Origin of the sequence: Paraburkholderia acidisoli (assembly GCF_009789675.1) — a bacterium.
Lineage (GTDB): Bacteria > Pseudomonadota > Gammaproteobacteria > Burkholderiales > Burkholderiaceae > Paraburkholderia > Paraburkholderia acidisoli.
In genome coordinates this window covers 166,901-191,386 of record NZ_CP046916.1, presented here as the reverse complement: position 1 = coordinate 191,386, position 24,486 = coordinate 166,901, and the positions used below count along the sequence as shown (strand labels likewise).

General features: G+C 66.5%; 19 protein-coding genes and 1 pseudogene. 10 read left to right on the top strand and 10 right to left on the bottom strand.

Going from position 1 to position 24,486, the window contains the following annotated elements; all coding sequences use genetic code 11:
- Positions 1-344: 344 nt before the first annotated feature.
- Positions 345-1,745 carry a sensor histidine kinase gene (locus FAZ98_RS29420; RefSeq protein ID WP_158956910.1) on the bottom strand — a complete coding sequence of 467 codons (1,401 nt, stop codon included), beginning with the start codon at positions 1,743-1,745 and terminating at the stop codon, positions 345-347.
- Complete coding sequence (locus tag FAZ98_RS29415) at positions 1,732-2,415, bottom strand: response regulator transcription factor (RefSeq protein ID WP_158958586.1); 684 nt, start codon at positions 2,413-2,415, stop codon at positions 1,732-1,734. Before FAZ98_RS29415 ends, FAZ98_RS29420 begins: the two co-directional genes overlap by 14 nt.
- Before the next feature lie 473 nt (positions 2,416-2,888).
- Here FAZ98_RS29415 and FAZ98_RS29410 point away from each other — a divergent pair, with 473 nt between their 5' ends.
- Genes FAZ98_RS29410 through FAZ98_RS29400 form a run of 3 tightly spaced genes read left to right on the top strand, consistent with a single transcriptional unit; the run spans position 2,889 to position 6,632 of the window.
- Entirely contained in the window at positions 2,889-5,102 is a 2,214-nt protein-coding gene (locus tag FAZ98_RS29410; RefSeq protein WP_233273006.1) for a TonB-dependent siderophore receptor, read from the top strand.
- A 24-nt stretch (positions 5,103-5,126) separates the two neighbouring features.
- Positions 5,127-5,918 carry a hypothetical protein gene (locus tag FAZ98_RS29405; RefSeq protein ID WP_233273005.1) on the top strand — a complete coding sequence of 264 codons (792 nt, stop codon included), beginning with the start codon at positions 5,127-5,129 and terminating at the stop codon, positions 5,916-5,918.
- Positions 5,919-5,939: 21 nt separating this feature from the next.
- A complete protein-coding gene (locus FAZ98_RS29400; protein ID WP_199272483.1) occupies positions 5,940-6,632 on the top strand; it encodes a PepSY-associated TM helix domain-containing protein in 693 nt (230 codons plus the stop codon).
- 76 nt (positions 6,633-6,708) lie between these two features.
- On the opposite strand, the gene FAZ98_RS29395 is transcribed toward FAZ98_RS29400, so the two are convergent.
- Positions 6,709-8,199, bottom strand: coding sequence for a SulP family inorganic anion transporter (locus FAZ98_RS29395; RefSeq protein ID WP_158956908.1), 1,491 nt, complete (start codon positions 8,197-8,199; stop codon positions 6,709-6,711).
- A gap of 299 nt (positions 8,200-8,498) precedes the next feature.
- Entirely contained in the window at positions 8,499-9,530 is a 1,032-nt protein-coding gene (ftrA, locus tag FAZ98_RS29390; RefSeq protein WP_158956906.1) for a transcriptional regulator FtrA, read from the bottom strand.
- A gap of 96 nt (positions 9,531-9,626) precedes the next feature.
- On the opposite strand from ftrA, the gene FAZ98_RS29385 reads away from it, so the two are divergent.
- The gene (locus FAZ98_RS29385) at positions 9,627-10,037 is read left to right on the top strand and encodes a rhodanese-like domain-containing protein (protein WP_158956904.1); all 411 of its coding nucleotides are present in this window, start codon (positions 9,627-9,629) and stop codon (positions 10,035-10,037) included.
- Positions 10,038-10,055: 18 nt separating this feature from the next.
- Here FAZ98_RS29385 and FAZ98_RS29380 read toward each other — a convergent pair whose 3' ends face one another.
- Complete coding sequence (locus tag FAZ98_RS29380) at positions 10,056-12,155, bottom strand: putative bifunctional diguanylate cyclase/phosphodiesterase (RefSeq protein WP_158956902.1); 2,100 nt, start codon at positions 12,153-12,155, stop codon at positions 10,056-10,058.
- Between the two features lie 572 nt (positions 12,156-12,727).
- Between FAZ98_RS29380 and FAZ98_RS29375 the strand changes: the two genes are divergently transcribed.
- Positions 12,728-14,947 carry a TonB-dependent receptor gene (locus FAZ98_RS29375; RefSeq protein WP_158956900.1) on the top strand — a complete coding sequence of 740 codons (2,220 nt, stop codon included), beginning with the start codon at positions 12,728-12,730 and terminating at the stop codon, positions 14,945-14,947.
- A gap of 175 nt (positions 14,948-15,122) precedes the next feature.
- Here the strand turns inward: FAZ98_RS29375 and FAZ98_RS29370 are convergent, their stop codons facing one another.
- The 4 genes from FAZ98_RS29370 to FAZ98_RS29355 all read right to left on the bottom strand — a co-directional run bounded on the left by FAZ98_RS29370 (position 15,123) and on the right by FAZ98_RS29355 (position 18,581).
- Positions 15,123-15,377 carry a hypothetical protein gene (locus FAZ98_RS29370; RefSeq protein ID WP_199272482.1) on the bottom strand — a complete coding sequence of 85 codons (255 nt, stop codon included), beginning with the start codon at positions 15,375-15,377 and terminating at the stop codon, positions 15,123-15,125.
- A 167-nt stretch (positions 15,378-15,544) separates the two neighbouring features.
- Positions 15,545-15,880 (bottom strand): DUF4148 domain-containing protein, encoded by a 336-nt coding sequence (locus FAZ98_RS29365; RefSeq protein ID WP_158956898.1) that lies wholly within the window; start codon positions 15,878-15,880, stop codon positions 15,545-15,547.
- Between the two features lie 272 nt (positions 15,881-16,152).
- Positions 16,153-17,460 carry a glycoside hydrolase family protein gene (locus tag FAZ98_RS29360; protein ID WP_158956896.1) on the bottom strand — a complete coding sequence of 436 codons (1,308 nt, stop codon included), beginning with the start codon at positions 17,458-17,460 and terminating at the stop codon, positions 16,153-16,155.
- Between the two features lie 224 nt (positions 17,461-17,684).
- Complete coding sequence (locus FAZ98_RS29355; RefSeq protein WP_158956894.1) at positions 17,685-18,581, bottom strand: LysR family transcriptional regulator; 897 nt, start codon at positions 18,579-18,581, stop codon at positions 17,685-17,687.
- Positions 18,582-18,693: 112 nt separating this feature from the next.
- Here FAZ98_RS29355 and FAZ98_RS29350 point away from each other — a divergent pair, with 112 nt between their 5' ends.
- Together FAZ98_RS29350 and FAZ98_RS29345 are read left to right on the top strand one after the other, a co-directional pair.
- Entirely contained in the window at positions 18,694-19,434 is a 741-nt protein-coding gene (locus tag FAZ98_RS29350; RefSeq protein ID WP_158956892.1) for an SDR family oxidoreductase, read from the top strand.
- A gap of 115 nt (positions 19,435-19,549) precedes the next feature.
- Positions 19,550-20,385, top strand: a pseudogene (locus tag FAZ98_RS29345) (oxidoreductase).
- Positions 20,386-20,440: 55 nt separating this feature from the next.
- Here the strand turns inward: FAZ98_RS29345 and FAZ98_RS29340 are convergent.
- Positions 20,441-21,358, bottom strand: a complete 918-nt coding sequence (locus FAZ98_RS29340) for a LysR family transcriptional regulator (protein ID WP_158958578.1) — start codon at positions 21,356-21,358, stop codon at positions 20,441-20,443.
- 118 nt (positions 21,359-21,476) lie between these two features.
- Between FAZ98_RS29340 and FAZ98_RS29335 the strand changes: the two genes are divergently transcribed.
- The 3 genes from FAZ98_RS29335 to leuD are packed head-to-tail and all read left to right on the top strand — an operon-like array spanning position 21,477 to position 24,467.
- A complete protein-coding gene (locus tag FAZ98_RS29335) occupies positions 21,477-22,361 on the top strand; it encodes an alpha/beta fold hydrolase (protein WP_158956890.1) in 885 nt (294 codons plus the stop codon).
- Positions 22,362-22,384: 23 nt separating this feature from the next.
- A complete protein-coding gene (gene leuC / locus FAZ98_RS29330) occupies positions 22,385-23,803 on the top strand; it encodes a 3-isopropylmalate dehydratase large subunit (protein WP_158956888.1) in 1,419 nt (472 codons plus the stop codon).
- Positions 23,796-24,467: a 3-isopropylmalate dehydratase small subunit gene (leuD, locus tag FAZ98_RS29325; RefSeq protein WP_158956886.1), complete on the top strand. Its 672-nt coding sequence runs from the start codon at positions 23,796-23,798 to the stop codon at positions 24,465-24,467. Before leuC ends, leuD begins: the two co-directional genes overlap by 8 nt.
- Positions 24,468-24,486 lie beyond the last annotated feature (19 nt).

Here is a 24,486-nt window from a genome sequence, read left to right as displayed (position 1 = left end):
GCACGCGGCCGGTCGGTTTGATACATCGGTGGAGTCTGCAATCGGGCCTGGAAGATGGGAACGCATGCTGACACTTTCGGCGCGTTGCTTGATTACCCATTATTTCCGTAACTTTCGGCCCCGCCTGGGACCCCGCCCGGCGTTGCACCGGGGCGTGTGACGAGCGTGTTCCGCGGGCGACCGCCGCCGGGCCGTGGCGCCCGCCCGCATGGCCCGAAACCCCATTCGGCCAACGGCGGCCGCCTCGAAACACCAAACGGGAGCCACGCCGTTTAGCAGGCCGAACTTTCCTTGAAGCGGCCGGCGAAAGATAAGGAAATTAATATCTGGTAAAAAACGGCGGCTTAGACCGAAGCCGTGGCAAGCCGCTCGTCATGACGTTCGGCGGGCGCCGCGCGGGTTGTCGTCAGACTCACGCGGCAACCTGGCGCCACCGGATCGAATGCCAAGGTCATCGCGTGCATGGCGGCGACGGCACTCACCAGACTCAGGCCCAGCCCGTTCCCCGGCGTATGCCGGCTGGCTTCGCCGCGATAAAACCGCCGTAGCACCGCCTGATGCTCGCTTGCGGGAATGCCGGGACCGTCGTCGTGGACCGATAGCTGTATCCGGCCTTCGAGCCGGCTCAGCCCGATCGTCACGGCGCCGCGCTCCGGCGCGAACTTGATGGCGTTTTCAATCAGGTTCGCGAGCGCTTCGAACAGCAGATTGGGGTCGCCTTCCAGAGCGAACACCTCGCCCGGCTCGATCTCGCAGCGATAACTCAGCGCCTTCTCCTCCGCCGAAGCTTCGTAGTAGTCGTACACGTCCCTCGCGAGCGCGGCCAGATCGACGGGCACGAACGATTGACGACGCACGCCGCTTTCCAGCTCGGAGATGCGTAGCAACGCGTTGAACGTGTGGAGCATGCCTTTCGCGTCGACGAAGGTTTCGTCGACAGCCTGACGATAATCGTCGATGGTTCGCGCGCGGCGTTGCGTGCGCTCGAGTCCCGCGATCATCGAAGTGAGCGGCGTACGCAGGTCATGCGCGATCGCGTCGCACACGCCTTTGACTTCGTTCATCAGACGCTCGATTTCGTCGAGCATATGATTGACGACCCGCACCAGGCGCTCGAGATCGTCCTGCTTTCTCCGCGTGGGAAGACGTTGCGATAAATCGCCGCCCACGATCCGGTTGATCGTCGCGGTGACTTCGTCCAGACGACGCAGCGAGCCTAACCCGATGAACGCCGCGCCGATCAGTCCCACCACCAGCGCGATGAGCGCGCCGATCATCAGCACGCGCACGAGCCCGCCATTGAAGCTGCTCAATTCCTGCGCGTTCTGGCAGCGCATGGCGAGGCGCTCGCCCGGCAATGCCGCCGTGATGCAGCGGGCCGTTTGATGAATCGGGCCGTCGTCGAGCCGAATGCTGAACGGCTGGCCCGCCGCCGGGAGATCGCGCGGCAAGGTCGCGATGGAACCGGCGAGATAGCGGCCGTTTTTGTCGAACAGCCCGTTCGGGCGTTGCTGGTCCGGATCGCTTTGGCTTAGCACCGTGAACTGCGCCGCGAGACGCTCCGGTGTGCTGCGCTGCATGGCGACGTACTCGCGTCCCAGCCAGCCGTCCACCCGCCCCGTTTCGAAGCCCGTGATCGAAACGTACAGGTAGGCGAACAGCGGCACCGAAATGCCGCCGAAAATGCCGAGAAAGATCACGGCGAGCCGGAAGCTCGTCGTGCGGCGCAGATCAATCAGGCGCACGAAAGACATAGCCGGACCCGCGAACCGTGTGAATGATGGGCGCCGCGCCGGTCGGATCGAGCTTCTTCCGCAGGCGGCTGATATGAACGTCGATGACATTGGTGCGCTCCGCCACCGTGTAATTCCACACGGCTTCGAACAGCATCGAGCGGCTGATCACCTGTCCTTCGCGGCGAATCAGATACTCGAGAATGCGGTACTCGCGCGGCAACAGTTCGATCTCTTTGCCCGAGTAAATCACCACACGGCTGATCAGGTCGATGCTCAATGGCCCGATGCGGTAAATCGGCTCCTGGACCACGGACTGCGCGCGCCGGACCAGCGAGTCGAGCCGGGCCGTCAGCTCGATATATTCGAAGGGCTTCACGAGATAGTCGTCGCCGCCCGCGCGCAATCCCCTCACGCGCTCGTCGACCGTCGACAACGCACTGAGAATCAGCACCGGCGTGGTCGACCCGGCGCTACGAAGCGCGCTCAATACCTCGAGACCCTCGCGGCCTCCCGGCAACATCCGGTCGAGCACGATGGCGTCCAGCTGGCGCGTGGTCGCCAGCCGGAATCCCGCCTCGCCGTCGCGCGCCGTTTCGACGGCGTATCCATGATCTTCCAGCGCGACCGTGACTTCGCGGAGTGTCCTGGCGTCGTCCTCGACGACGAGTACTGTCGGCATACGTTGTTCTTCCTGATGGGGGCCGTCGTCCGGCAAGACCGCCGGCAAAATCCGCCTGAACATTAAAAAAAGTTCATTAAACGCAATTCATCCCATTGATTTTTCTAAGGAATTGCCATTTCGCAGATTTTAAAGTATAAATACGAACCATTCTCATTGTACCTGCGAAGCCGCTCCCATGACCTCCCTAGCCGATGCCCGCCACCGGCGCGCGGCACCGCTGGATACGCGACGCCGCGGCGCCTGCGTGACCATGCCGCCTGACGAGAAGCCCTAGTTCGCTTTGCCGCGGCCCCATGCCGTTCGCTTTGCTATCGCGATCCGGGTAGCGAACGAGCCGCACCGGTTCCGCCAGGTTCGGGCAACGCGTTTCGTGCTCGCCCGGGCCATTTTTCCAGGGGTGGACACTCATCGAATGCACCTGCGCTGCATTGGATCGGGCCGCCTTGCGCGTTCACTTTTTAACCACCTTCATGAATCACTCTTCTCGCCAAAAGAGCCGCGCGGTGACGAGCGGCCGCCACGGTCGCCGCACGCGCAACCAGTCCATTGCCATGGCCCTGTCCGTGATCGCCTATGGCGGATTCGCCGACCATCGCGCGGTGGCCGCGGAACCGGCCGCCGCCGCCGATGTGGCCGCGTCGCCCGCTCCGGCCAGCGCGCCGCAAGGGGAGGCCACATTGGCCACCATTTCGGTCCAGTCGAAGAAGGCGGCCGCCGCCAGCCCCTACGCGGCCAAAACCGTGCAGTCCGGCCCGTATCGGGGCGTCGACGCGCTGGACGTGCCCGCCACCGTCAACGTGGTCACGTCCGACCTGCTCAAGGCCCAGGCGGCGAGCGGGCTTTACGACGGCTTGCGCAACGTCGCGGGCGTGGTGCGCCAGCAGTTGAGCGGGATCGCCTACGACCAGCTCTCCGTGCGCGGCATCGCGCTCGACAACCGCAACAGCTACCTGCTGAACGGCGTGCTGCCCGTGGACAACAACATCTGGATGCCGATGGAAGACAAGGACCGCGTGGAAGTGCTCAAAGGCGCGTCGGCGGTCTATTACGGCTTCATGGTGCCGGCGGGCGTGGTCGACATGGTGACGAAGCGCGCGGGCGACGAGCCCGTCACGTCGGCGTCGATCGTCGCGGATTCGCACGGCTCGATCGGCGCGCATGCCGATCTCGCGCGCCGCTTCGGCACCGACAAGCAGTTCGGCATTCGCGTGAATGCGATGGACGAGCACGTGGAAACGCCGATCGACGGCGATCGCGGCTACCGCCGTTTCGAAAGCGTGGCGCTCGACTGGCGCGCGACCCAGCGCCTGTCGTTCAAATACGATCTCGAGCATATTGACGAACGCGTGGTCGAGCAGGCCGGCATCACGCCGCTCGCCGCGAGCAACGGCGTGATCACGTTGCCGCGCCTGCCCGACGCCTCCACGCTGCTCTCGCCGAACGACAAGAAGACCAACGCGACCGCGATGAGTCAGTTGTTCCGCGCGGACTATCTGTTCAACGACAACTGGAGCGCGAACGTGTCGGTGGGCCAGTCGATCACGCAGCGCGACCGTTGGCTCTGGATCATGCAGAAGTACAACGTGAACACGGGCACCGGCACGCTGCAAGGCAGCAAGCAGAACGGTCAGTTCTACGAAAGCAAGGTCGTGCGCGCCGAGGCGAACGGCCTCTTCGACACGGGCTCGATTCATCACGATCTAACCTTCGGCGTGTCGCAAACGTGGCAATTCCAGCCCAACTTCACGACGTATTACTACACCGCGACGCAGAATCTGTATAACCCCGTCAGCATCACGAATTTGACGGCGGCCGGTTCGAAAGCGTTCTACGCGCAGCACTCGTCGAACGCGGGCGCCTATGTGTTCGACCGCATCGATCTGACTTCGCGCCTGCAATTCACGCCGGGCGTGCGTTACTCCGACTTCCATCAAACCCAGGCGTTCACCGCGACGCAGGACGTGCATCACACGTCGCCCACGGCGAGCCTTCTGTTCAAGCTCACGCCGCAATCGAGCGTGTACGCGAGCTATATCGAAGGGCTCGAATCGGCCGGTACGGCGCCCGCGACCGCGGCGAACGCGTATCAGGCGCTGCCCGCCGCGGTGAGTCGCCAGGAAGAAGTGGGCTTGCGTCATCGCTTCAGCAATGACAGCGTTTTTTCGGTCGCGCTGTTCCAGATCCGCCAGCCGTCCGCCAGCCTGAATGCCGACAACGTCTACGCGCTCGACGGCAACGGCCGTTATCGCGGCGTGGAATTCTCCTACCAGGGCGATATCACACGCGACCTGTCGATCGTCACGACCGCCATGTGGCTCAACGCCAAACTCGTGGACAGCACGGACGCGACCACGCTGGGCAAAACGCCGGAAAACACGCCGCGCTACACCGGCAGCGTGTTCCTCAACTACCGCGTGCCGCAACTCGCGGGCTTCTCGATCAACGGCGGCGCGTATTTCGTGGGCTCGCGGCCGATCAACGACGCGAATCAGGCGTACATCCCCGGCTATACGCTGTTTACCGCCGGCGCGCGCTACGACACGCAACTCTTCGGCAAGCATGCGAGTTTCCAGCTCAACGTCGAAAACGCGTTCAACAAACATTACTGGGCTTCGGCCGGATCGAGTCAATTGGGCATCGGACTGGAGCGCACCTTCATTCTCACCTCCACGTTCGACTTCTAATCGGTTCCACCGCACACACGACCTATGAACACACTGTATCTTTCGGGCATGACGCGTTGCGCGCTTGCCGTCCTGACTTCCTGTGCGCTGTGGGGCGGGGCCGCCCTGCCCGCGCACGCCGCCGCGAGCGAAACCGTTGCGCCCGCATCCAACGCCACGACGCTGCACAAGAAAGTGCTCTACGTGACGCGCCTCGCGCATCGCGATCGCGAGGAGGACGACAAGGTGGTCGCGCGTCTGACCGCGCGCGGCATGGCCGTGACCATGGTCGACGAAACCACCGATGCCAGCGCCGCCAAGGGCTACGATCTCGTGGTCATCTCTTCGGTGGTGAGCGCGCGCGACATGGTCGGCACGGCGTTTCGCGACGTGCCGGTGCCGCTCCTCACCTGGGAGTCCGATCTATTCGATTCGCTGCGCTTTACCGGCCAGAAGAAAGGCGACGATTGCGGCGAGATCGAGAAAGAGCATTACGTCGATATCGTGAACGCACCGAGCGCGCTCGCGGGCGGCGTGCCCGCAGGCAAGCGCTGGGTCTACCCGCGCGACGACCAGATGGGCTGGGGCAAGCCCGCGCCCGCCGCCACGGTAATCGCCACGGTGCCGGGCGAACCCACCCACGCCGTGGAATTCGCGTACGAGAAAGGCGCGACGATGGACTACGACTTCATCGCGCCCGCGCGCCGCGTTGCGCTCTTCCTCGGCAATCGCAGCTTCGAAAAACTCAGCGCCGACGGCCAGACGCTGTTCGACGCCGCCTTCGACTGGGCGCTTTCCGCTCCGGCCGAACCCGTGCAACGCCGCGCGCCGCGGTAATCGCCAACCGGACGAATCGAAATGATGGACTTGTCGACCGAACCCGTGCGCGAGCGCGACGCTAACACCGCGTCACGCCCCAAAGGCAACCGCTCGCGCCGGAGTCAGTTTCTCAAATGGCTGCGCAAGATCCACGGCTGGGTGGGCCTGTGGGGCGCGGTGCTCGGCTTGCTGTTCGGCGTAACGGGCTTCTTGCAGAATCACCGCGCCGTGATGAAGATCCAGGCCGGCGGCGCGCCGGTGGTGTCCAGGGTGCAGTTGCCGGTGGACGCCGCCACGTTGCACAACCCGCGCGAGCTGGCGCAATGGGTCCAGCGCGAAATGAAACTCGACCGGCGCGCCGCCCGCGTCGCGCGCGAACCGGCGCAGGCCGTGAGCTGGGGCGATCAGTCGGTGATGCAGCCCGAACGCTGGACCGCGCGCTTCGCTTCGCCGAAATATCTGGTGGATGCCGAATACTGGAAGGGCGGCACCTTCGTTGCCGTGGAGCGTCGCGAACAAGGTCTGATCGCGGTGCTCGAAGCGCTGCATCGCGCGAACGGCACGACGGCGGGCTGGATCCTGCTCGCGGATTCGATCGCCGGCAGTCTCGTGCTGCTTTCGATTACCGGCGTGATTCTGTGGACGGAGCTCAATCGCCGCCGCACGATCGGCGCGACGATCTTCTTCGCTTCGATCGTCGCGATGATCCTGTTCGCGTTTCAGTCGCTGTAACGCAGCGGCGAACGGACGGCGAGCGCGCTCGCGAAGCGGGCCGCGAGCCCGCGATTGCCATCGGCGAAAACCCGGCCTAGGTCGGCACCTTCACCGCGAAGTCCGCGCGCGCCAGCAACGCGCTGCAACGCTTCGACAGATGCACGAACACCACGTGCTTGCCCGCGCGCTCGTAGCGTTGCTGCACGCCTTCGAACGCGGCAATGGCCGAGTGGTCGGCCACGTGCAGATGCGCGCAGTCGATCGTCACTTCGACGGGATCGTTCGCGGGATCGAACAAGGTCTGGAAATGCGCGGCCGAAGCGAAGAACAGCGTGCCGTGCGGCACGTAGGTGCGCGCGCCGTCGGCGCTGTCGCGGGTGTCGCAGCGGAATTCGCGCGCGTGCTGCCAGGCGAAATTCAGCGAGGCGATGACGATGCCGCACAGCACCGCCGTGGCCAGATCCGTACACACGGTGATGACCGTGACCGCGACGATCACCACGGCGTCGTTGCGCGGCACCTTGTGCAGCACGCGCAGCGAACCCCAAGCGAAGGTCTGCGCCGCCACGACGAACATCACGCCCACCAGCGCCGCGAGCGGAATGCGCTCGATCAGCGGCGAGAGGAACAGGATGTAGAGCAGGATCATCACGCCGCTCGTCACGCCCGAAATCCGCGCGCGGCCGCCCGAGCCGAGGTTGATGACCGTCTGGCCGATCATCGCGCAACCACCCATCGCGCCGAACAAACCCGAGGCCACGTTGGCCACGCCAAGCGCGACGCATTCGCGGTTGGGCTGGCCGCGCGTGGCGGTCACTTCGTCGGTGAGGTTGAGCGTCAGCAGCGTTTCGAGCAGGCCCACCATCGCCATGAGCACCGCGTACGGCGCGACGATCCTGAGCGTGGCGAGATCGAACGGCACGGCGGGCAGCGCGAAGGTCGGCAGACCGCCCGCGATGTGCGCCATGTCGCCGAGCGTACGCACGGGCAGATGCAGCAACTGCGCGGCCACGCCCACGCCAACGATCGCCACCAGCGCGGGCGGCGCCGCCTTGGTGAGACGCGGCAGCAGGAACACGATCGCCATCGTCAGCGCGACGAGACCGGCCATCAGCAAGAGCGCGGCGCCGTGCAGCCATTGCGGCCCCTGCGCGCCGGGCACCTTGAAGTGCTCGAACTGCGCGCGCGCGATGATGATCGCGAGACCGTTGACGAAGCCGAGCATGACCGGATGCGGCACCATGCGGATCAGCTTGCCGAGCCGCAGCGCGCCGAACAGCACCATCACGAGGCCGCTGAGCAAGACCGTGGCGAACAGATACTGCGGGCCGTGCTGCACGACGAGCGCGACGATCACCACGGCCATCGAGCCCGCCGCGCCCGAGATCATGCCGGGGCGGCCACCGAACAGCGCTGTGAGCGTGCAGATGAAGAACGCGCCGTAGAGGCCCGCGAGCGGATTGACGCCCGCGACGAGCGCGAAGGCGATGCATTCGGGCACGAGCGCGAACGACGACGTGAGGCCCGCGAGCAGTTCGCTGCGCAGGAAAGCGGTGCGGCTGACGCCGGTGTGAGCGGATTCCATGAAACGGTCGGGATGGCGGCTGGTTGTCGAAAAACGTCGCGGCCACCCCCGCCCGCCGCGCGCGCGACGCGAAACGGAACTCGAGAACAACGGGAATGGGGGACGGGGCGCAAAACCGCAGCGAGACGGGCTTCTGCGGATTTTCAAGGCCCGGCGGCGCCCACCAGCGGGTCACGCGCCTACGCGCGCGCGTGGTTTGTCTGACGGACGGAAGCGCGCATGCTAACACGAATGGCAAGGGTTTGCCCTGGGGCCAACGCGAATCGAGGCGCGGCTCTGCCGCGTTACGTGCCGCCGCCTCAGCCGGTCTTCGCTGCGAATTTTTCCCCGAATTTTTCTCCGAATTGCGCCCCGAATTGCGCCCCGAATTGTGCCCCGAATTGCGCTCGATACGCCGCCGGACTCGTCAGCGCGATACGCCGGAAATGCCGGCGCATCGACTCCTCGGAACCGAAGCCCGCCAGTTCGGCCACGCGCGCCAGCGCGAGACGCGGACGCGACTCCAGCAGATCGCGCGCCACGTTCACGCGCTCGCGCACGACCCATTCGTACGGCCCCATGCCGGTGGCCTCGAGAAACTGCCGTTGCAACGTGCGCGGGCTCATGGCCGCCCGCTCGGCCAACGACGCCACGCTATGCGCGCGGCGCGGGTTCGCGCGCACCCAGTCCATCAGCCGGGCGAGTCGGCTCGCCTCGTCGGGCGGCATCGGGCGCGGCACGAATTGCGCCTGACCGCCCTCGCGATGCGGCGCGATGACGAGCCGTTGCGCCACGCGATTGGCGACGGCGGCGCCGTGATCGAGGCGCACGAGATGCAGCAACATGTCGAGCCCCGCCGCCGAGCCGGCCGAGGTAAGAATCTGGCCTTCGTCGACATAGAGAGACTGCGGCTCCACGTGCACACGCGGATAGCGTTGCGCCAACCGTTCCGCATAACGCCAGTGCGTGGTGACGCGCTTGCCGTCGAGCACGCCCGCGGCCGCGAGCACGAACACGCCCGAGCAGATCGAGCAGAGCCGCGCGCCGCGCTCGTACGCCGCGCGCAACTTCCGGAGGATCGCCTCGGGCGGCGTTTCGTCGGCGTCGCGCCAGCCGGGAATGACGATGGTCTGCGCGCGGTCGAGCATCGCGAGCGTGTAGCCGGCCTGCACGGTGATGCCACCCGCCGCGCGCAACGGGCCGCGTTCGTCGGCGCACACGGCGAAGCGATACCAGTCGATGTCGAGTTCGGGGCGCTCGAGCGCGAAGAATTCGGTCACGCAGCCGAATTCGAACGTGCACAGCCGATCGTAGGCGAGCGCGACGACGAGATGGGCACGGGAGGCGTTCATGGCGCAATGTTACCGGAGATTGACTATCGCGCCACTGTCGCGCGGCGGTGCGAATTCGCAGAATGGACGCTATCGACATTCACCGGAGAACAGCCGATGTCCACCGTATTCGCCGTGCCCGCCGCGGAAAGCGCCGACGCGCTCGCGCATTTCAGCGCGTCGTTGCGCTTCGAAACCGATTGCTCCGACGTGCATGCCGCGCTCGCGCTGGCCGACCGCGAAAGCCCCGGCTTCGTGCTGCTCGACGTGCGCAGCCCGGCGCTCTACGCGCAAGGCCACGTGCCCGGCGCGATCAATCTGCCGCACGGCAAGATCGTGGCGTCGAAGCTCGCGGCCTTCCCCGCCAACGCGCGCTTCGTGACCTATTGCGCGGGCCCGCACTGCAACGGCGCCACGCGCGGCGCGATCCGCCTCGCGCAGTTGGGCCGCCCGGTCAAGGTGATGATCGGCGGCGTGACGGGTTGGGTCGACGAAGGGTTCGCGCTGGCCGCTGGGGACAGCGCGTGATCACAGCGGTTCGGCCGCTCAGCTCGCAGCCGCGCCCACCGCCTCGCCCGCGATCGTGAGCTGCCCGCTCGCGACGATCTGGTCGAGCGGCGCCGGGCGGCCGAGCAGGAAGCCCTGCACTTCGTCGCAGCCTTCCTCGGCGAGCAGCGCGAGCTGGTCCTGGGTTTCGATGCCTTCCGCGAGCACCGGAATCTCCAGGCTCTTGCCGAGCGCGAGCACCGCGCGAATGATCGCCGTGGTCTGCCGGTTCGACTCGGCATCGCTCACGAACGAGCGGTCGAGCTTGATCTTGTCGAACGGAAACGAGCGCAGCGTGTCGAGCGACGAATAACCCGTGCCGAAATCGTCGAGCGCGATGTTCACGCCCAGCGCCTTGATACGCTGGAGCACGGCGAGCGAGCGCTCGCGATCGGCGAAAATCGTCGATTCGGTCAGCTCCAGTTCGAGCCGCTCGGGCGCGAGACCGGTTTCGGCCAGCGTGGTTTCCACGAGCTTGGGCAAGTCGGCGTGCGCGAACTGCACCGCCGAAAGATTCACGGCCACCTTGTACGGCGGCTTCCACGAAACGGCGCGCAGGCAGGCCTCGCGCAGCACCCATGCGCCGATGCTGAGAATCAGGCCGTTTTCTTCCGCGATCGGAATGAACTCCGCGGGCGAAATGAAGCCGTGGCGCGGATGCTCCCAGCGCAGCAGCGCCTCGTAGCCGCAAATGCCGTTGGTCGAGATCGACGTCTGCACCTGGTAATAGACGCTCAACTGGCCGCGCGCGAGCGCCTCGCGCAGGTCGGCCGCGAGCGAGCGGCGCGCCCGCGCGATCTCGTCCATGGCGGGCTCGTAGAAGCACACCGCATGCGTGAGGTCGGCTTTCGCGCGATACATCGCGAGGTCGGCGTTGTTGATCAGCACGGTCTTGCTGGTGGCGTCGTCGGGATAGATCGCCACGCCGAGGCTCGCGCCCGCGGTCACTTCGGCGTCGTCGTAACGAACCGGGCGATACAGCGCCGTTTCGAGCCGCGTGAGCAGATCCGCCAGCGCCTCGCGCGTGGCGAAGCGCTGCATGGCCACGAATTCGTCGCCGCCCACGCGCGCTACGAACTCGTCTTCGCGCACGAGGCTTTGCAGGCGCCGCGCGAGAATGCGCAGTACTTCGTCGCCAGCATGATGACCGTGCAGGTCGTTGATTTCCTTGAAGCGGTTCAGGTCGATACCGATCAGCGCGAGCTGGCGCGGGTCGTCGGTGCGGGCGAGTTCGGCGTCGATGCGCGCGTTGAAGCTCGCGCGGTTCGGCAGGCCCGTGAGCATGTCGCTCATCGCCATGGTACGCAAATGCTCGACCGACTCGGCGCGCACGCTGTCGTCGAGCAGATAGCTCACGCAACCCGCGCCCGCGATCACGAGCGCCATGCTCGCCACGGCCAGCGCGAGCGCGTGCAGCGCGGCCGGATTCGTGAAGTCGCCGGCAAGCGCCAGCGGCTCGACCTGGAATGCCGTCATGCCGATGAAGTGCAGCGAAGCGATCGCGAACGCGAGAATGCCCGCGATCAGCGGCACCGCCGCGTGCGCCGACTTGCGGTCGGCCAGGCCGCCGATGGACGGCCCGCGCTCCGCGCGCGCGTGCGCCACATGGGCGCGCTGGAGCGCGAGCGCGCTGAAGAGCACCGAGAACACGATCGACGTGACCAGCCAGCCGCGATTCCAGCTCACGATGCCTTCCACGCGATACGCGAGCATGCCCGTGTAATGCATGAGCGCGATGGCGAGCCCGACGATCGCGCCGCCCAGCGCGGGGGCCGCGCGCATGATGCGGCTCGTCGCCACGACGAAACCGGCGAAGCCGCCCACCAGCGCGATCAGCAGCGAGGCGATGGTCATGACCGGGTCGAAGGCCACGGGCACGCCGGGTTCGAAGCCGAGCATGGCGACGAAGTGCGTGCACCAGATGTCGGCGGCGGCCACCACGGCGGTCAGAAACTGCCAGCCCACGCGCTGCATGCCCTGCGTGGCGAACGCGCGCAGCACGAGGCGCGCGGTGACCCACGAACCGGCGCCGCAGATCATCACCGCGAGCAGGACCAGCCACAGATTGTGGTGGTACACGATGCAGCCGAACACGCTCATTACAGGGAACTCTCCATTTCAGCCGAATGCCCGCTCGCCGGACCGAACGCCAACGCACCGGACGCGCGCGATGGCTCACGCGCGAATTCGGACGATTCGGGGAAGGACGCGGGGCAGGACTCGGCGAGGACCGGCGACGCTGCCAGCATGAACGACTTTTGTTAGGCGAATGAAAACCGGGCGTGGCAGCGGGTGCGCGTTGCGCGAACGGCCGCCGCCGTCTGGATGCCGGAACCGGCGGCCCACCCGGCCCGCGACCGAGTTTACGGCAGCCAGCCGAAAAACTTCAAGATTCCCTTTGCTGCGCAAGCCTGTGCAAACGTTTGCCCGTTTTTTGAAGCTTTCTTCTGATGATTACGTGTTCTTACGTCAGTGTGCGATCGTGCCCGAAACCGGTGACAAAACATCGTTCGACCCGCACGCCGCAATTTTTACCGCGTGGCGACGACCGGAATCGCGACTGTTGTTTTTGCGGTCGCGTTGCGAGTCAAAACCAGAATCATTCTCATTTACATGTATCATAGCGGCCGTTCATGCACCATAGATCAACGCTTCCACACGCCGCCCTTCATATGAATCGAACCGCTAACCGTTCCGCTTCGGCGCTCCGCCTGTCGCCGCTCACCGCCGTCATCCGGCAGATTTTCCCGATTACCGCGGTCTGCCTCGCCGGCCTGTCGAACGGCGCCTTCGCCGCGGACGCGCAAACCGGCGCGGGCGATACGAACGGTGCGGCGGCTTCGGTGCTTCCCGCGGTCAAGGTTCAGGGCGCGCGCGAGCAGTTGCCGGGCGATCTCGCCCCGGCCCACGCGGGCGGCCAGACGGCGAGCGGCGCGCAGATCGGCGTGCTGGGCCAGCAGAAGTTGATCGACGTGCCGTTTTCGGTCACGAGCTACACCTCGAAGCTGATTCAGGATCAGCAGGCGCACACGATCGCGGACGTGGTCGCCAACGACCCCGCCGTGCGCACCGCGCTGGGCTACGGCACGATCGCCGAGACCTACATCATTCGCGGCTTCGAGGTGTATTCCGACGACGTCGCCCTGAACGGCATGTACGGCCTCACGCCGCGCCAGATGGTGGGCACGGGCGCGATCGAACGCGTGGACATCTTCAAGGGCGCGACGGCGTTCGTGAACGGCGCGGCGCCCGGCGGTTCCGGCGTGGGCGGCGACATCAACATCCAGACCAAGGTCGCCGACGACAAACCGCTCACGCGCGTGACGGTGGAAGGCAGCGCGTCGGGCGAGATCGGCACGCGGGTCGACGTGGGCCGCCGTTTCGGCAGCAACGACCAGTTCGGCATTCGCGTGAATCAGACGGTCGAAGGCGGCGACGCGGCGATCCAGAACGAAGTCGATCACTCGCAGCAAACGGCTGTTTCGCTCGACTATCGCGGCGACAAGCTGCGCCTGTATGCCGACTTCCTGTATCAGAAGGAACATCAGGCGCAGAACCGCCCGGTGGTGTTCGAGTCGGGCACCGTACTGCCGGCCACGCCTTCGGCCAGCTACAACTACGCGCAGCCGTGGGCGTATTACCAGACCGAAGACACCATCGGCATGCTGCGCGGCGAGTACGACATCACGCGCAACTGGACCTTCTACGCGGGTGTGGGTTCGCGCCACACGAGCGAGAACAGCACCACCTCGAGCATCTACGACTTCAACGGCGCGGGCACGGCCTACGCGTTCCCGTCGATCCACAAGGAAAACGCCATCTCGGCGCAGGTGGGCGTGCGCGGCAAGTTCGACACCGGTCCGGTCTCGCACCAGTTCAACGCGGGCTGGCAGATCAACCGCGTTGCGGGCTACAACGCGTACGGCTTCAGCTCGGGCTTCTCCACGAGCCTCTACGACACGCCGCGCGTGGCCCAACCGACGGCACCGGCCACCGGCAACTTCGCCGATCCGGGCCTGACCAGCGTCGCGCTGATGCGCAGCTTCGTCGTGTCGGACACGCTGGGTCTCTTCAATGACCGCGTGCTGTTCACGATCGGCGCCCGCCATCAGGACCTTCTCCAGAACGGTTACGCGTACGGCACGGAAGTGCAGAACGCGGCGTACTCCGACTCGGCGACGACGCCGATCGTCGGCCTCGTCTACAAGATCCAGCCGAACCTGTCGGTCTACGCGAATCGCGCGGAAAGCCTCGTCGAGGGCGGCACCGCGCCGACCACGGCGGCCAACTCCGGCGCCGTGATCGCCCCGTTCCGCGCCAAGCAGTACGAAGCCGGCGTGAAGTACGACGCGAACCACTACGGCGCGGCGCTCGCGATCTATCAGATCCGCCAGCAGGTCGCCTACACGAACGCGGTCACGAACATCTATGGCGCGGACGGCATTCAGCAACACCGCGGCGTGGAATTCTCGATGTACGGCGAACCGCTCAAGGGCGTGCGCCTGATCGGCGGCGTGTCGTACATCAACGCGAAGCTCGAGGACACGGCGGGCGGCGCGACGGACGGCAATCGTCCGATCGGCGTGCCCGCATGGAGCGTGAACGCGAACGTCGAATACGACGTGCCGCAACTCGCCGGCCTCACGCTGATGGGCCGCGCGCTCTGGACGAGCACGCAGTACCTCGATCAGGCGAACACGTTGCAGGTGCCTTCGTGGACGCGCTTCGACGTGGGCGCGCGCTACGAAACCAAGGTGGCGGGCCACGACACGAGCTTCAAGGTGATGGTGACCAATCTCGCGAATCGCTCGTACTGGTCGTCGTCGCTTGGCGGTTACCTGACACAGGCCGCGCCGCGCACGGCATGGTTCTCGGTCACGAGCGACTTCTGATGACCGCACGCGGCCGGGGCCCGCACGGGCTTCGGGACGCGTTATTACGCCGTTTCGGCTTCCCGCGCGAGGTGCTGCGCGGCGCCAGGCCGGACCGGCCTAGGCCTTCCGGGCGAGCGGACCCGCTCGCCGCCTTGCCGGCCGCACCTTGCCGGCCGCACCTAGCCAGCCGCACCTAGCCAGCCGCGCCCGCGCCGTGCAATTCGCTGTCGTCGTCCTGAGCCGATGCGTTCGGGTATTGCGCGACGACACGCGCGACATCGTGCGCGAAATCTTCCATCGCTTCGAGCCATGCGGAGCTGCCGGCCTCCAGGTCTTGCGGATTGCGCTTGCCCTGGGCGCGCCGGATCACGCGGATACTGGCCTCGAGCGCCCGGGCTTCGGCCCAGATGGGATCGTCTTTGGGGAGTGTGAATCGTTCATGCGTCATGCTGGAATTTTCGGCAGACGACCCGCGAACTTTAGACACGTGCCTCGATTTAGAGACTTCGCCCTATTGGGTTTTAACGCGCGTTTTGACGCGCGCATTGAAGGGCACATTAAAGGGCGCATTGAAGGACGCCGGCCTGCCCGACGCCTCTTTTTTCGCGCGATCGCTCACTGCGACTGCAATCGCGGACATTCCGTCTGGAACCAGTAGTCCACGAGGCGCTGCGCCGCCTGCAGATCGTCGGGATAGTAAGGGTCGTCGGCCCACGGCGACGGGTCGTAACCCGCCTTCCTCAGCGCCCCGAGTTCGCTCTGGTGTTCCGCCATGGTGGGCGGCGCCTGGCTTCTGAGCGCAGTCAGATCGCGGCACTCGGTCGGGCTCAGATGCGGCCCGCCGGGCGGTCCGCTGTATGGCCCGCTTTGCGACACGCCGCCCACGGTACATCCCGCTAGCAGCAGCACCCACACGACGTGCGTGCGACGACCTCCCGGCAGACGTTTCATGGCGCATCTCCCTATGTGGGACTGGACGGGCGCCGCGCAGCCGCCTTGGTAGGGACGATCACGCGGGCTTTCGCGCCTATTCTGCCTCAGGCCTTCGCGGCCCGCATCTGGCCGACCGCGTCTAGCCGACCGCGTCTAGCCGACCGCGTCTAGCCGACCGCGTCTGGCCGACCGCATCTAGCCAGCGCATCGGCGGCGCGACCCGGCGGCCTGCGCGTTCGACGCAGCCCGCTCGCCCGGTGATGCGCCGAACCGCGCCGGTCCGTGCGCCGTCACGGGCTCGTGACCGGCTGGACCCAATTCGTCAAATCCTGCGCGGCGGTTCCATCGACCGTGGCGTTGGGCGGAATCTGCACGTTCAGCCGCACGTAATACGGCCGACGATGCGAGCCGATGTACAGCCCGTCCTGAGTGGGCGCATCCGAAGGCGCATAGCCCGCGAAGACCAGATAGGTCTGCCCGCCCGTATCGCTCACAATGGACGGCACGCCCGGCGCCAGCACCTGGTCGGCCACGTAATTCGGCCACTGCGCTTCCTGCGACTGCAGCAGATACGCCACTTCCGCATGGTTCGGCTGGCCCCAGACACCCGCCGTATCCAGCTTCTGCGCGCGCTTGTAATACGCGCCCGCGGTGGTGGGCAGGAAGTGATCCGACCAGGCAATCCCCGCCTTGTAATCGGGCTGGTTGTAGCCGCCCACCGAATACGTCATCACGTACTTGCCCTGCACTTTCGTGATGTTGCCCGTTTCGATCTGCTTGTACGTCTTGCCCGAACCGAGCCCGTAGAACAACTCCGAGTTGTAGCCGCCATTGCTGGTTTCGTCGCCCAGCAACGGCACCGGCGCGCTGCTGGCCGCCACGGTGGCCGATTGCATGGCCTGCGCCATGATGCCGTTGGTTTGATCGGCCATCACACCGCTGTACACGAGATACAGCGTGCCCGAATCCTCAACGTACTTGCCGTCGTAGTTCGCCTGGCCCCACGCGCCGATCTTCCCTTTCAGCACGGCGTCGGCGACCCAGGCGGTCGGGATGCCCGTGGAGGGATTGGCCGGGCCCGGGCTCGCATGCAGGATCACGTTCCAGCTCCGCTGGTTCGGCGGGTTGGTCGAAGGACCCGCGATATGCGCCGTCACCGCCATCTGCCACGCGCCGCTACTGTCCTGGTACACGTTCAGATTTTCGAAGCCGCTGATCGAGGTCCCGGCCGCCGTGGCCTGCGCTGCGAACGCGCTGCCGTCGATCGTCATCGCCGTGCCCGTGAAGCAGTTCGGTTGCAGCGAGCCCGCGCAGGTCAGCAGTTGCTTCGTCGTGCCCGAGAACGCCGGAACCGTGGAGGCGCTGTTCGGCGTCACGGTGTGAATCGGATAGGGGTCCGAAAAGTAGCCCGTGCTCATCGGCTGGATCGCGACCTTCGCTGCCGTCGACCCGGGGTTGCCCGACGATCCGCCGCCGCCGCACCCGGCCAGCGCCACGCAACCGCAGGACAGCAGCGCGGTCACCGGCCGCCAGGCACGGCGCGCCCGCGCGCGAATGATGATGAACCGTGGGAACGGCAGAATGGGCGTCTCTCTCATCGTGTCGATACCTCCGCAGCGAGTGGTAGTCAGATTCGTGGACAACGCAACGAGCCGGAAATCGCGGAGGTTCCCCGCAAAGCCCGTACCGAGCCTGGCAGGTCGACGCGATCCCGCGCGCGTGCGCACGAACGCATGCGGAAGCAAACGAAACGGCGGCCGCTGCGAACCCGGACCAGCGGACCGCGCACGCGCCTCGGCGCCAAGGCGCAAGGCACCCAGGCTCAGGCGCTCGCCGGAAGCCGCAGGCAGTCGATCAGGGCGCGCAGCTTCGCCGACACCTTGTTGCCGCCCGGAAAATACAGATAAAAGCCGGGGATGACGGGACAGAACGCGTCGAGCACCGTGACCAGCTCGCCGCGCGCGAGCCAGGGCGCGAAGGTCTCCGCCATGCCGAAGGTGATGCCCGCGCCCGCCACGGCGGTGTGGATCATCACGCGCATGTCGTTGGTGGTGGTGCGCGGCTGCACGGCAACGTCGAACGGCCGCCCCGACTCCGCGAACTCCCAGCGGTACGGCGCGGTATCGGGCGCGGGCCGCCAGCCGATGCAATCGAACTCGGGCAACTCGCGCGGATGCGCGGGCGTGCCGCGCCGCGCGCAATAGTGCGGCGCGGCCACCGCGATTTGCCGCTGCGGCCGCGAGACCGGCACGGCGATCATGTCGGCCTCGATCACCTCGCCGAGCCGCACGCCCGCGTCGTAGCCTTCGCGGAAGATGTCGAATTCGTCGTCGGTGACGAACACGTCGAGCGCGATCCCCGGATGCCGCTCGATGAAGCGCGCCAGCGACTCCCCGCGCATCACGCTTTCGGCGATCGACGACACCACGAGGCGGATCGTGCCGCGCGGCTCGCCCTGTTCGTCGCCGATCGCCGTGAGCGTTTCCACCAGCGTCGCGCGCGCGGGCGCCAGCGAAGCGAACAGCCGCTCGCCCGCCACCGTCAGGCGCACGGTTCGCGTGGTGCGCTGAAACAGCGGCACGCCCACGCGCGCCTCCAGCCGGGCCACGGCCTGACTCACCGCCGGGCGCGTCACGCCCAGCCGCTCGCCCGCGCGCCGGAAGCTGAGCGTCTCCGCCACGGCCATGAACACGTCCATGCCATCGAAAAAATCGGTCATTGGAAATTTAGGCTTACCAGCCCATATAACTCAACCCTCTCGATCTTCCCAGTTCCACCGCGTAATGTCCACGTATCCGTTTGCCTCCACTTCATTCGACAAGGACTTCCCGATGGACACTCAAACCGCACGTACCGACAAAACGATCCTGATTACCGGCGCGTCCGCCGGCATCGGCGAGGGCATCGCGCGGGTCGCGGCGGCGGCGGGCGCGCGGCTCGTGCTGGGCGCGCGCCGCACCGACCGCCTGCACGCGCTGGCGAACGAGTTGCGCGAAACCGGCGCGCAGGTCGTGTATCGGGCGCTCGACGTCACGCAGCGCGAGTCACTGGTCGACTTCGTGGCGTTCGCGCGCGAGACCTACGGCCGCGTCGACGTGCTCGTAAACAACGCGGGCGTGATGCCGCTCTCGCTCATGCGCTCGCTCAAGCTCGACGAGTGGGACCGCATGATCGACGTGAACATTCGCGGCGTGCTGCACGGCATCGCGGCGGTTTTGCCCGTGATGGAAGCGCAAGGGCACGGACATATCGTGAATATTTCGTCGATAGGCGGCCTGAGCGTCTCGCCCACCGCCGCCGTGTATTGCGCCACCAAATACGCCGTGCGCGCCATCTCGGACGGCCTGCGCCAGGAGAACGACACGCTGCGGGTGACCTGCGTGTATCCGGGCGTGGTGGAATCGGAGTTGGCGCACACCATCACCGACCCCGCCGCCGCCGACCTGATGCGCACGTACCGGCAAATCAGCATTCAGCCGGACGCCATCGGCCGCGCGGTGCTGCACGCCATCACGCAGCCCGCCGACGTCGATACCAACGAGATCGTCGTGCGGCCCGTGCGCACGCGCTGAGCTTTCGCGCACCCCTCACGCTAGCGTCACAACGCTATCTTTAGTCATCCGAACGATTCGACGCACGCTTGCGAAGCGCGCGTATCGCTATTTTCAAACAAAGGAGAAAACCACCATGAGCGACACAGTCTGGTTCATCACTGGGTGTTCGAGCGGCCTCGGCCGTGAACTGGCGAAGCAGGTGCTCGCCTCGGGACAGCGCGTCGTCATGACGGCGCGCGACCCGGCGAGCCTGGCCGATCTGCAGGCGCAATACCCCGACCGCGCACGCGCGCTCACACTCGATCTCACGGAGCGCGCGAGCATCGCCGCCACCGCCGAAGCCGCGCAGGCCGCGTTCGGCCAGATCGACGTGCTCGTCAACAACGCGGGCTACGGTTACGTCGCGGCCATCGAGGAAGGCGAAGACGAGGAAATCCGCCGTCAGTTCGAGACCAACGTGTTCGGCCTCTTCGCGCTCACGCGTCACGTGCTGCCCGGCATGCGCGCGCGGCGCAGCGGCCACATCCTCAATCTTTCGTCGATCGGCGGTCTGGTGGCGTTCGGCGCGACCGGCTACTACCACGCCAGCAAGTTCGCGGTGGAAGGCTTTTCGGAAGCGCTCGCGGCGGAAGTCGCGCCGCTCGGCATCAAGGTCACGCTCGTCGAGCCGAGCGGGTTTCGCACCGACTGGGCGGGCCGTTCGATCATCGAGTCGAAAACGGTCATCGACGACTACGCGGCCACGGCGGGCGCGCGCCGCCAGGCCACCCGCGACGCCTCGGGCAAGCAGCGCGGCGACCCGCGCGCGCGGCCGCCGCGATGCAAGCGGTCGTCGCGATGCCGTCGCCGCCGCTGCGCCTGCTGTTGGGCCGCGACGCCTACCGGCTGGCGATGGCGCGCCTCGACACGCAACGCAAGGCGTTCGAAGCGCTCGAGGCGCTGACGTGCGGCGCCGACTTCCCGGAATAGCGCGCCGGGTCGTTCATCGGCCGATCGGCACGCACGACGCGCCCGCGACACGCCATCACGGTTTCGCGGGCGCGTCGTGCGTAAACGCCGTTTGCAGGAATACGCCCAGATAGTCGATGAAGGTGCGCAGCTTCGCGGAAAGCCGGTGGCGTTCGAGATAGATCGCGTGGATGTCGGCGTTGGGCAGCGTCCACGCGCCGAGCAGCGGCACCAGTGCGCCGCTCTGGATATACCGGCGAATTTCCCACTCCGAGCGCACGACCACACCCCGCCCGTCGAGCGCCCATTGCAGCGCGACGCCGCCATCGTTGCTCGACAGCGCGCCGCTCACCTTCACCGTTTCCGTGCGCTTGCCGCGCGAAAAATGCCACGTGCCGTACGCCGACTCGTTCTCGCGCAACACGATGCAGGTATGGTGCGCGAGATCGTGCGGCGCGGCGGGTTCGCCGTGGCGCTTCAGATAATCCGGCGCGGCGCACGCCATGCGCCGGTTCGGCAGCAGCAGGCGCGCATTGACGCGCGCGTCGGGCGCCTCGCCGAAGCGGATGCCCAGATCGAAGCCCTCTTCCTGCAAGTTCAGCGGGCGGTCGGTGAGATGCAACTGAATCTGCATGGCCGGATACTGCGCGATGAACGCCGAGATGGCCGGCGCGATATACGTGCGGCCGAATCCGAACGAGGCGTTCACGCGCAGCATGCCGGTGGGCTCGCCCCGGCCGCGCGCGACGAGTTGCTCCAGCTCCGAAAGCTCGTCGAGTATCCGCGAGCCGTTCGCGAGATACAGCTCGCCTTCCGGCGTCAGGCTCAGGCGCCGCGTGGTGCGGTTCATCAGGCGCACGCCCAGGCGCCGCTCCAGTTGCGCGAGCCGCTTGCTCACCGCGGGCGGCGTCACGCCGATCTCGCGCGCCGCCGCCGCCAGGTTGCGATGCCGCGCGACCAGCGCGAACAGATTCAGATCGGAAAAGCCATCCATCGTCGCAGTGCCCTTGATTTGTTCCTTTAAGTTACGACCGGATTGCCTTTGCGGAAACCCAATCGATTTGGTTATCAATTAGACTCGATTCGCGTTCAGGAGACAACCGGAGTTAGCGATGTTCGAAGGTTTCAAGGAGGCGTCGATGCAGGTCGGCGACGTCCATATTCATGCGATCCAGGGCGGCCGCGGCCCTGCGCTCCTGCTGCTGCACGGCCATCCGCAAACCCATGCGATCTGGCACAAGGTGGCGCCCGCGCTCGCGGAGCACTTCACGGTGGTGGCCGCCGACCTGCGCGGCTACGGCGACAGCGCCAAACCCGCGGGGCAAGCCGATCACGCCAACTACGCGAAGCGCACCATGGCACGCGATCAGGTTGCGTTGATGCAGGCGCTGGGCTTCGACGCGTTCTCCGTGATCGGTCACGATCGCGGCGGCCGCGTGGCCGCGCGCATGGCCATCGATCACCCCGAGGCGGTTACGCGGCTCGTCACGCTCGACGTCGCCCCCACCGTCGCGATGTACGAGCAGACTTCGTTCGCCTTTGCGCGCGCCTATTGGCACTGGTTCTTTCTGGTGCGCCCCGCGCCGTTCCCGGAAACGCTCATTCGCGCCGATCCCGACCTGTACCTGAAGCAGACCATCGGCGCGCGCAGCGCGGGACTCGCGCCGTTCGCGCCCGAGGCCTACGCGGAGTACTTGCGCTGCCTCGCCGACCCCGCCACCGCGCACGGCATCTGCGAGGACTACCGGGCCTCGATCACGATCGATCTCGAACACGACCGCGCCGATCTCGCGGCGGGCAAACGCATGACATGTCACATGCTCGCGCTGTGGGGGGCACAAGGCGTGATCGAACAATGCTTCGAACCCCTAAGCGAATGGCGCGCCTGGAACGCGGCGGTACAAGGCGGCGCATTGCCTTGCGGCCACTACATTCCCGAGGAAGCGCCCGAATTACTGCTCGAACGCGTACTGCCGTTTCTCCAGCAGACGCCGTGAATCACCGACTCGAAAGCCACCTCATGTCCGCACATACGCTCTATCGAAAGCTGGTCGACTCGCATACGGTCTCGACCCTCGACGCCGATCACGTGCTGCTGTACGCCGATCTGCACATCATGAACGAATACACCAGCCCGCAAGCGTTCACGGGCCTGCGCGAGAAGCAGTTGCGCGTGCGCCGCCCGCGCCAGCAAATGGGCGTGGTCGATCACGTGATTCCCACGCGCCCGGTGCCGGTACCCGCGCGCACCATCGAGATCGTCGATGCGGCGCGCCAGGCGGCCAACTTCACGCGCAACTGCGTGGAGCAAGGGATTCATCTGTTCGATATCGACGATCCGATGCAAGGCATCGAGCACGTGGTCGCGCCCGAGATCGGCCTGATCCGGCCCGGCATGGTCGTGCTCTGCGGCGACAGCCACACGACCACCTATGGCGCGCTCGGCGCGCTCGGATTCGGCATCGGCACCTCGGAGGTCGAGCACGTGCTCGCCACGCAAACGCTCGTGTATCGCGTGGCGAAAGCCATGCGCATCACCGTGGACGGCACGCTCGCCGCCGGCACCACGGCGAAGGATCTCGTGCTGAGCATCATCGCGACGATCGGCGCCCAGGGCGCGCGCGGTTACGCCGTGGAATATGCGGGCGCAGCCATTGCCGCGCTGAGCGCCGAGGCGCGCATGACCCTGTGCAACATGACCGTCGAGGCCGGTGCGCGCGCCGCGCTGATCGCGCCCGACCGCATGACGCTCGACTACGTGCGCCGTACGATACGCGACCTGGACGCCGCCACGCTCGACGCCGCCTGCGCGGCGTGGCAGCAATTGCACTCGGACCCGGAAGCGGTGTTCGACGTCGAACACCGCTTCGACGCGAGCGCCGTCGCGCCCTTCGTAACGTGGGGCACGAGCCCCGACCAGGCGATTCCGGTGGATGGCCATCTGCCCGCCGGCACGGCCGGCACGGGCCTCGACGCCGCCACGCTGCAAAAGGCGCTCGACTACATCGCGCTGCCCGCCGGCGCGGCGATCGAAGGCACGCCGATCGACCGCGTGTTCATCGGCTCGTGCACGAATGCGCGCATCGAGGATCTGCGCGCGGTGGCGAACGTGGTGCGCGGGCGCAAGGTGGCCGCCACGGTGCGCGCGATGGTCGTGCCGGGCTCGGGCATGGTGCGCGACCAGGCGGAACGCGAAGGCATTGCGCAAGTGTTGATCGACGCGGGCTTCGAGTGGCGGCAGCCGGGCTGTTCCATGTGTCTCGCCATGAACGACGACGTGCTCGCGCCCGGCGAGCGCTGCGCCTCCACGACCAACCGCAATTTCGAAGGCCGTCAAGGCCGCGACAGCCAAACCCATCTGATGAGTCCCGCCATGGCGGCCGCCGCCGCGCTCGCCGGACGTATCGTCGACATTCGCAAGGAGTTCGCTCATGGCTAAGCCGCTGACCGTGACCGGCGTTGCCGCGCCGCTGCCCATCAACAATCTGGACACCGACCAGATCATGCCCAAGCAGTTTCTGCTTGGCATCGACAAGGCGGGCCTCGCGCGCGGTCTGCTCTACGACCTGCGCTTCGATCCCGCGGGCCGCGCACGCGAGCAGTTCGTGCTGAACCGCGAGGCGTATCGCGACGCGAAGATTTTGATCGGCGGTTCGAACTTCGGTTGCGGATCGAGCCGCGAACATGCCGTGTGGGGCTTGCAGCAGGCCGGTTTCGAAGCCGTGATCGCGCCGAGCTACGGTGAGATCTTCTACTTCAACGCGGCCAACAACCGGCTGTTGCTGGTCGTGCTGCCGCCCGCGCAGATCGAGGCGCTCGTGCACGAGATCGAGCAGGGCGGCAGCAAGCAACTGGCCATCGACATCGAAGGTCAATACGTGGAATCGCCCTCGGGCGTGCGCTATGCGTTCGAATTGCCCGCGCGCCAGAAGCAGATGCTGGTGGAAGGCCTCGACATGGTCGGCATGACCTTGAAGGACGCCGCCGCCATCGACGCCTTCGAACAGCGCCACTGGGCCGCGAACCCGTGGTGCCGGATCGATTTGCCCGCGCAGCAGGCGCATTGGGCTGCCCTGTCCGAACCCGCCATGCCGCAGCCGTAGTCGCGAGTGCGCGCCGTCG

Excerpts from the sequence above, each read along its gene's own strand:
- FAZ98_RS29395 (WP_158956908.1), bottom strand. The coding sequence starts at position 8,199 with ATGGAATCCGCTCACACCGGCGTCAGCCGCACCGCTTTCCTGCGCAGC.
- FAZ98_RS29385 (WP_158956904.1), top strand. The coding sequence starts at position 9,627 with ATGTCCACCGTATTCGCCGTGCCCGCCGCGGAAAGCGCCGACGCGCTC.
- FAZ98_RS29340 (WP_158958578.1), bottom strand. The coding sequence starts at position 21,358 with ATGGATGGCTTTTCCGATCTGAATCTGTTCGCGCTGGTCGCGCGGCAT.
- FAZ98_RS29365 (WP_158956898.1), bottom strand. The coding sequence starts at position 15,880 with ATGAAACGTCTGCCGGGAGGTCGTCGCACGCACGTCGTGTGGGTGCTG.
- FAZ98_RS29415 (WP_158958586.1), bottom strand. The coding sequence starts at position 2,415 with ATGCCGACAGTACTCGTCGTCGAGGACGACGCCAGGACACTCCGCGAA.
- ftrA (WP_158956906.1), bottom strand. The coding sequence starts at position 9,530 with ATGAACGCCTCCCGTGCCCATCTCGTCGTCGCGCTCGCCTACGATCGG.
- FAZ98_RS29400 (WP_199272483.1), top strand. The coding sequence starts at position 5,940 with ATGATGGACTTGTCGACCGAACCCGTGCGCGAGCGCGACGCTAACACC.
- leuC (WP_158956888.1), top strand. The coding sequence starts at position 22,385 with ATGTCCGCACATACGCTCTATCGAAAGCTGGTCGACTCGCATACGGTC.
- FAZ98_RS29380 (WP_158956902.1), bottom strand. The coding sequence starts at position 12,155 with ATGAGCGTGTTCGGCTGCATCGTGTACCACCACAATCTGTGGCTGGTC.
- FAZ98_RS29350 (WP_158956892.1), top strand. The coding sequence starts at position 18,694 with ATGGACACTCAAACCGCACGTACCGACAAAACGATCCTGATTACCGGC.
- FAZ98_RS29370 (WP_199272482.1), bottom strand. The coding sequence starts at position 15,377 with ATGACGCATGAACGATTCACACTCCCCAAAGACGATCCCATCTGGGCC.
- leuD (WP_158956886.1), top strand. The coding sequence starts at position 23,796 with ATGGCTAAGCCGCTGACCGTGACCGGCGTTGCCGCGCCGCTGCCCATC.
- FAZ98_RS29355 (WP_158956894.1), bottom strand. The coding sequence starts at position 18,581 with ATGACCGATTTTTTCGATGGCATGGACGTGTTCATGGCCGTGGCGGAG.
- FAZ98_RS29335 (WP_158956890.1), top strand. The coding sequence starts at position 21,477 with ATGTTCGAAGGTTTCAAGGAGGCGTCGATGCAGGTCGGCGACGTCCAT.
- FAZ98_RS29360 (WP_158956896.1), bottom strand. The coding sequence starts at position 17,460 with ATGAGAGAGACGCCCATTCTGCCGTTCCCACGGTTCATCATCATTCGC.
- FAZ98_RS29375 (WP_158956900.1), top strand. The coding sequence starts at position 12,728 with ATGAATCGAACCGCTAACCGTTCCGCTTCGGCGCTCCGCCTGTCGCCG.
- FAZ98_RS29410 (WP_233273006.1), top strand. The coding sequence starts at position 2,889 with ATGAATCACTCTTCTCGCCAAAAGAGCCGCGCGGTGACGAGCGGCCGC.
- FAZ98_RS29405 (WP_233273005.1), top strand. The coding sequence starts at position 5,127 with ATGAACACACTGTATCTTTCGGGCATGACGCGTTGCGCGCTTGCCGTC.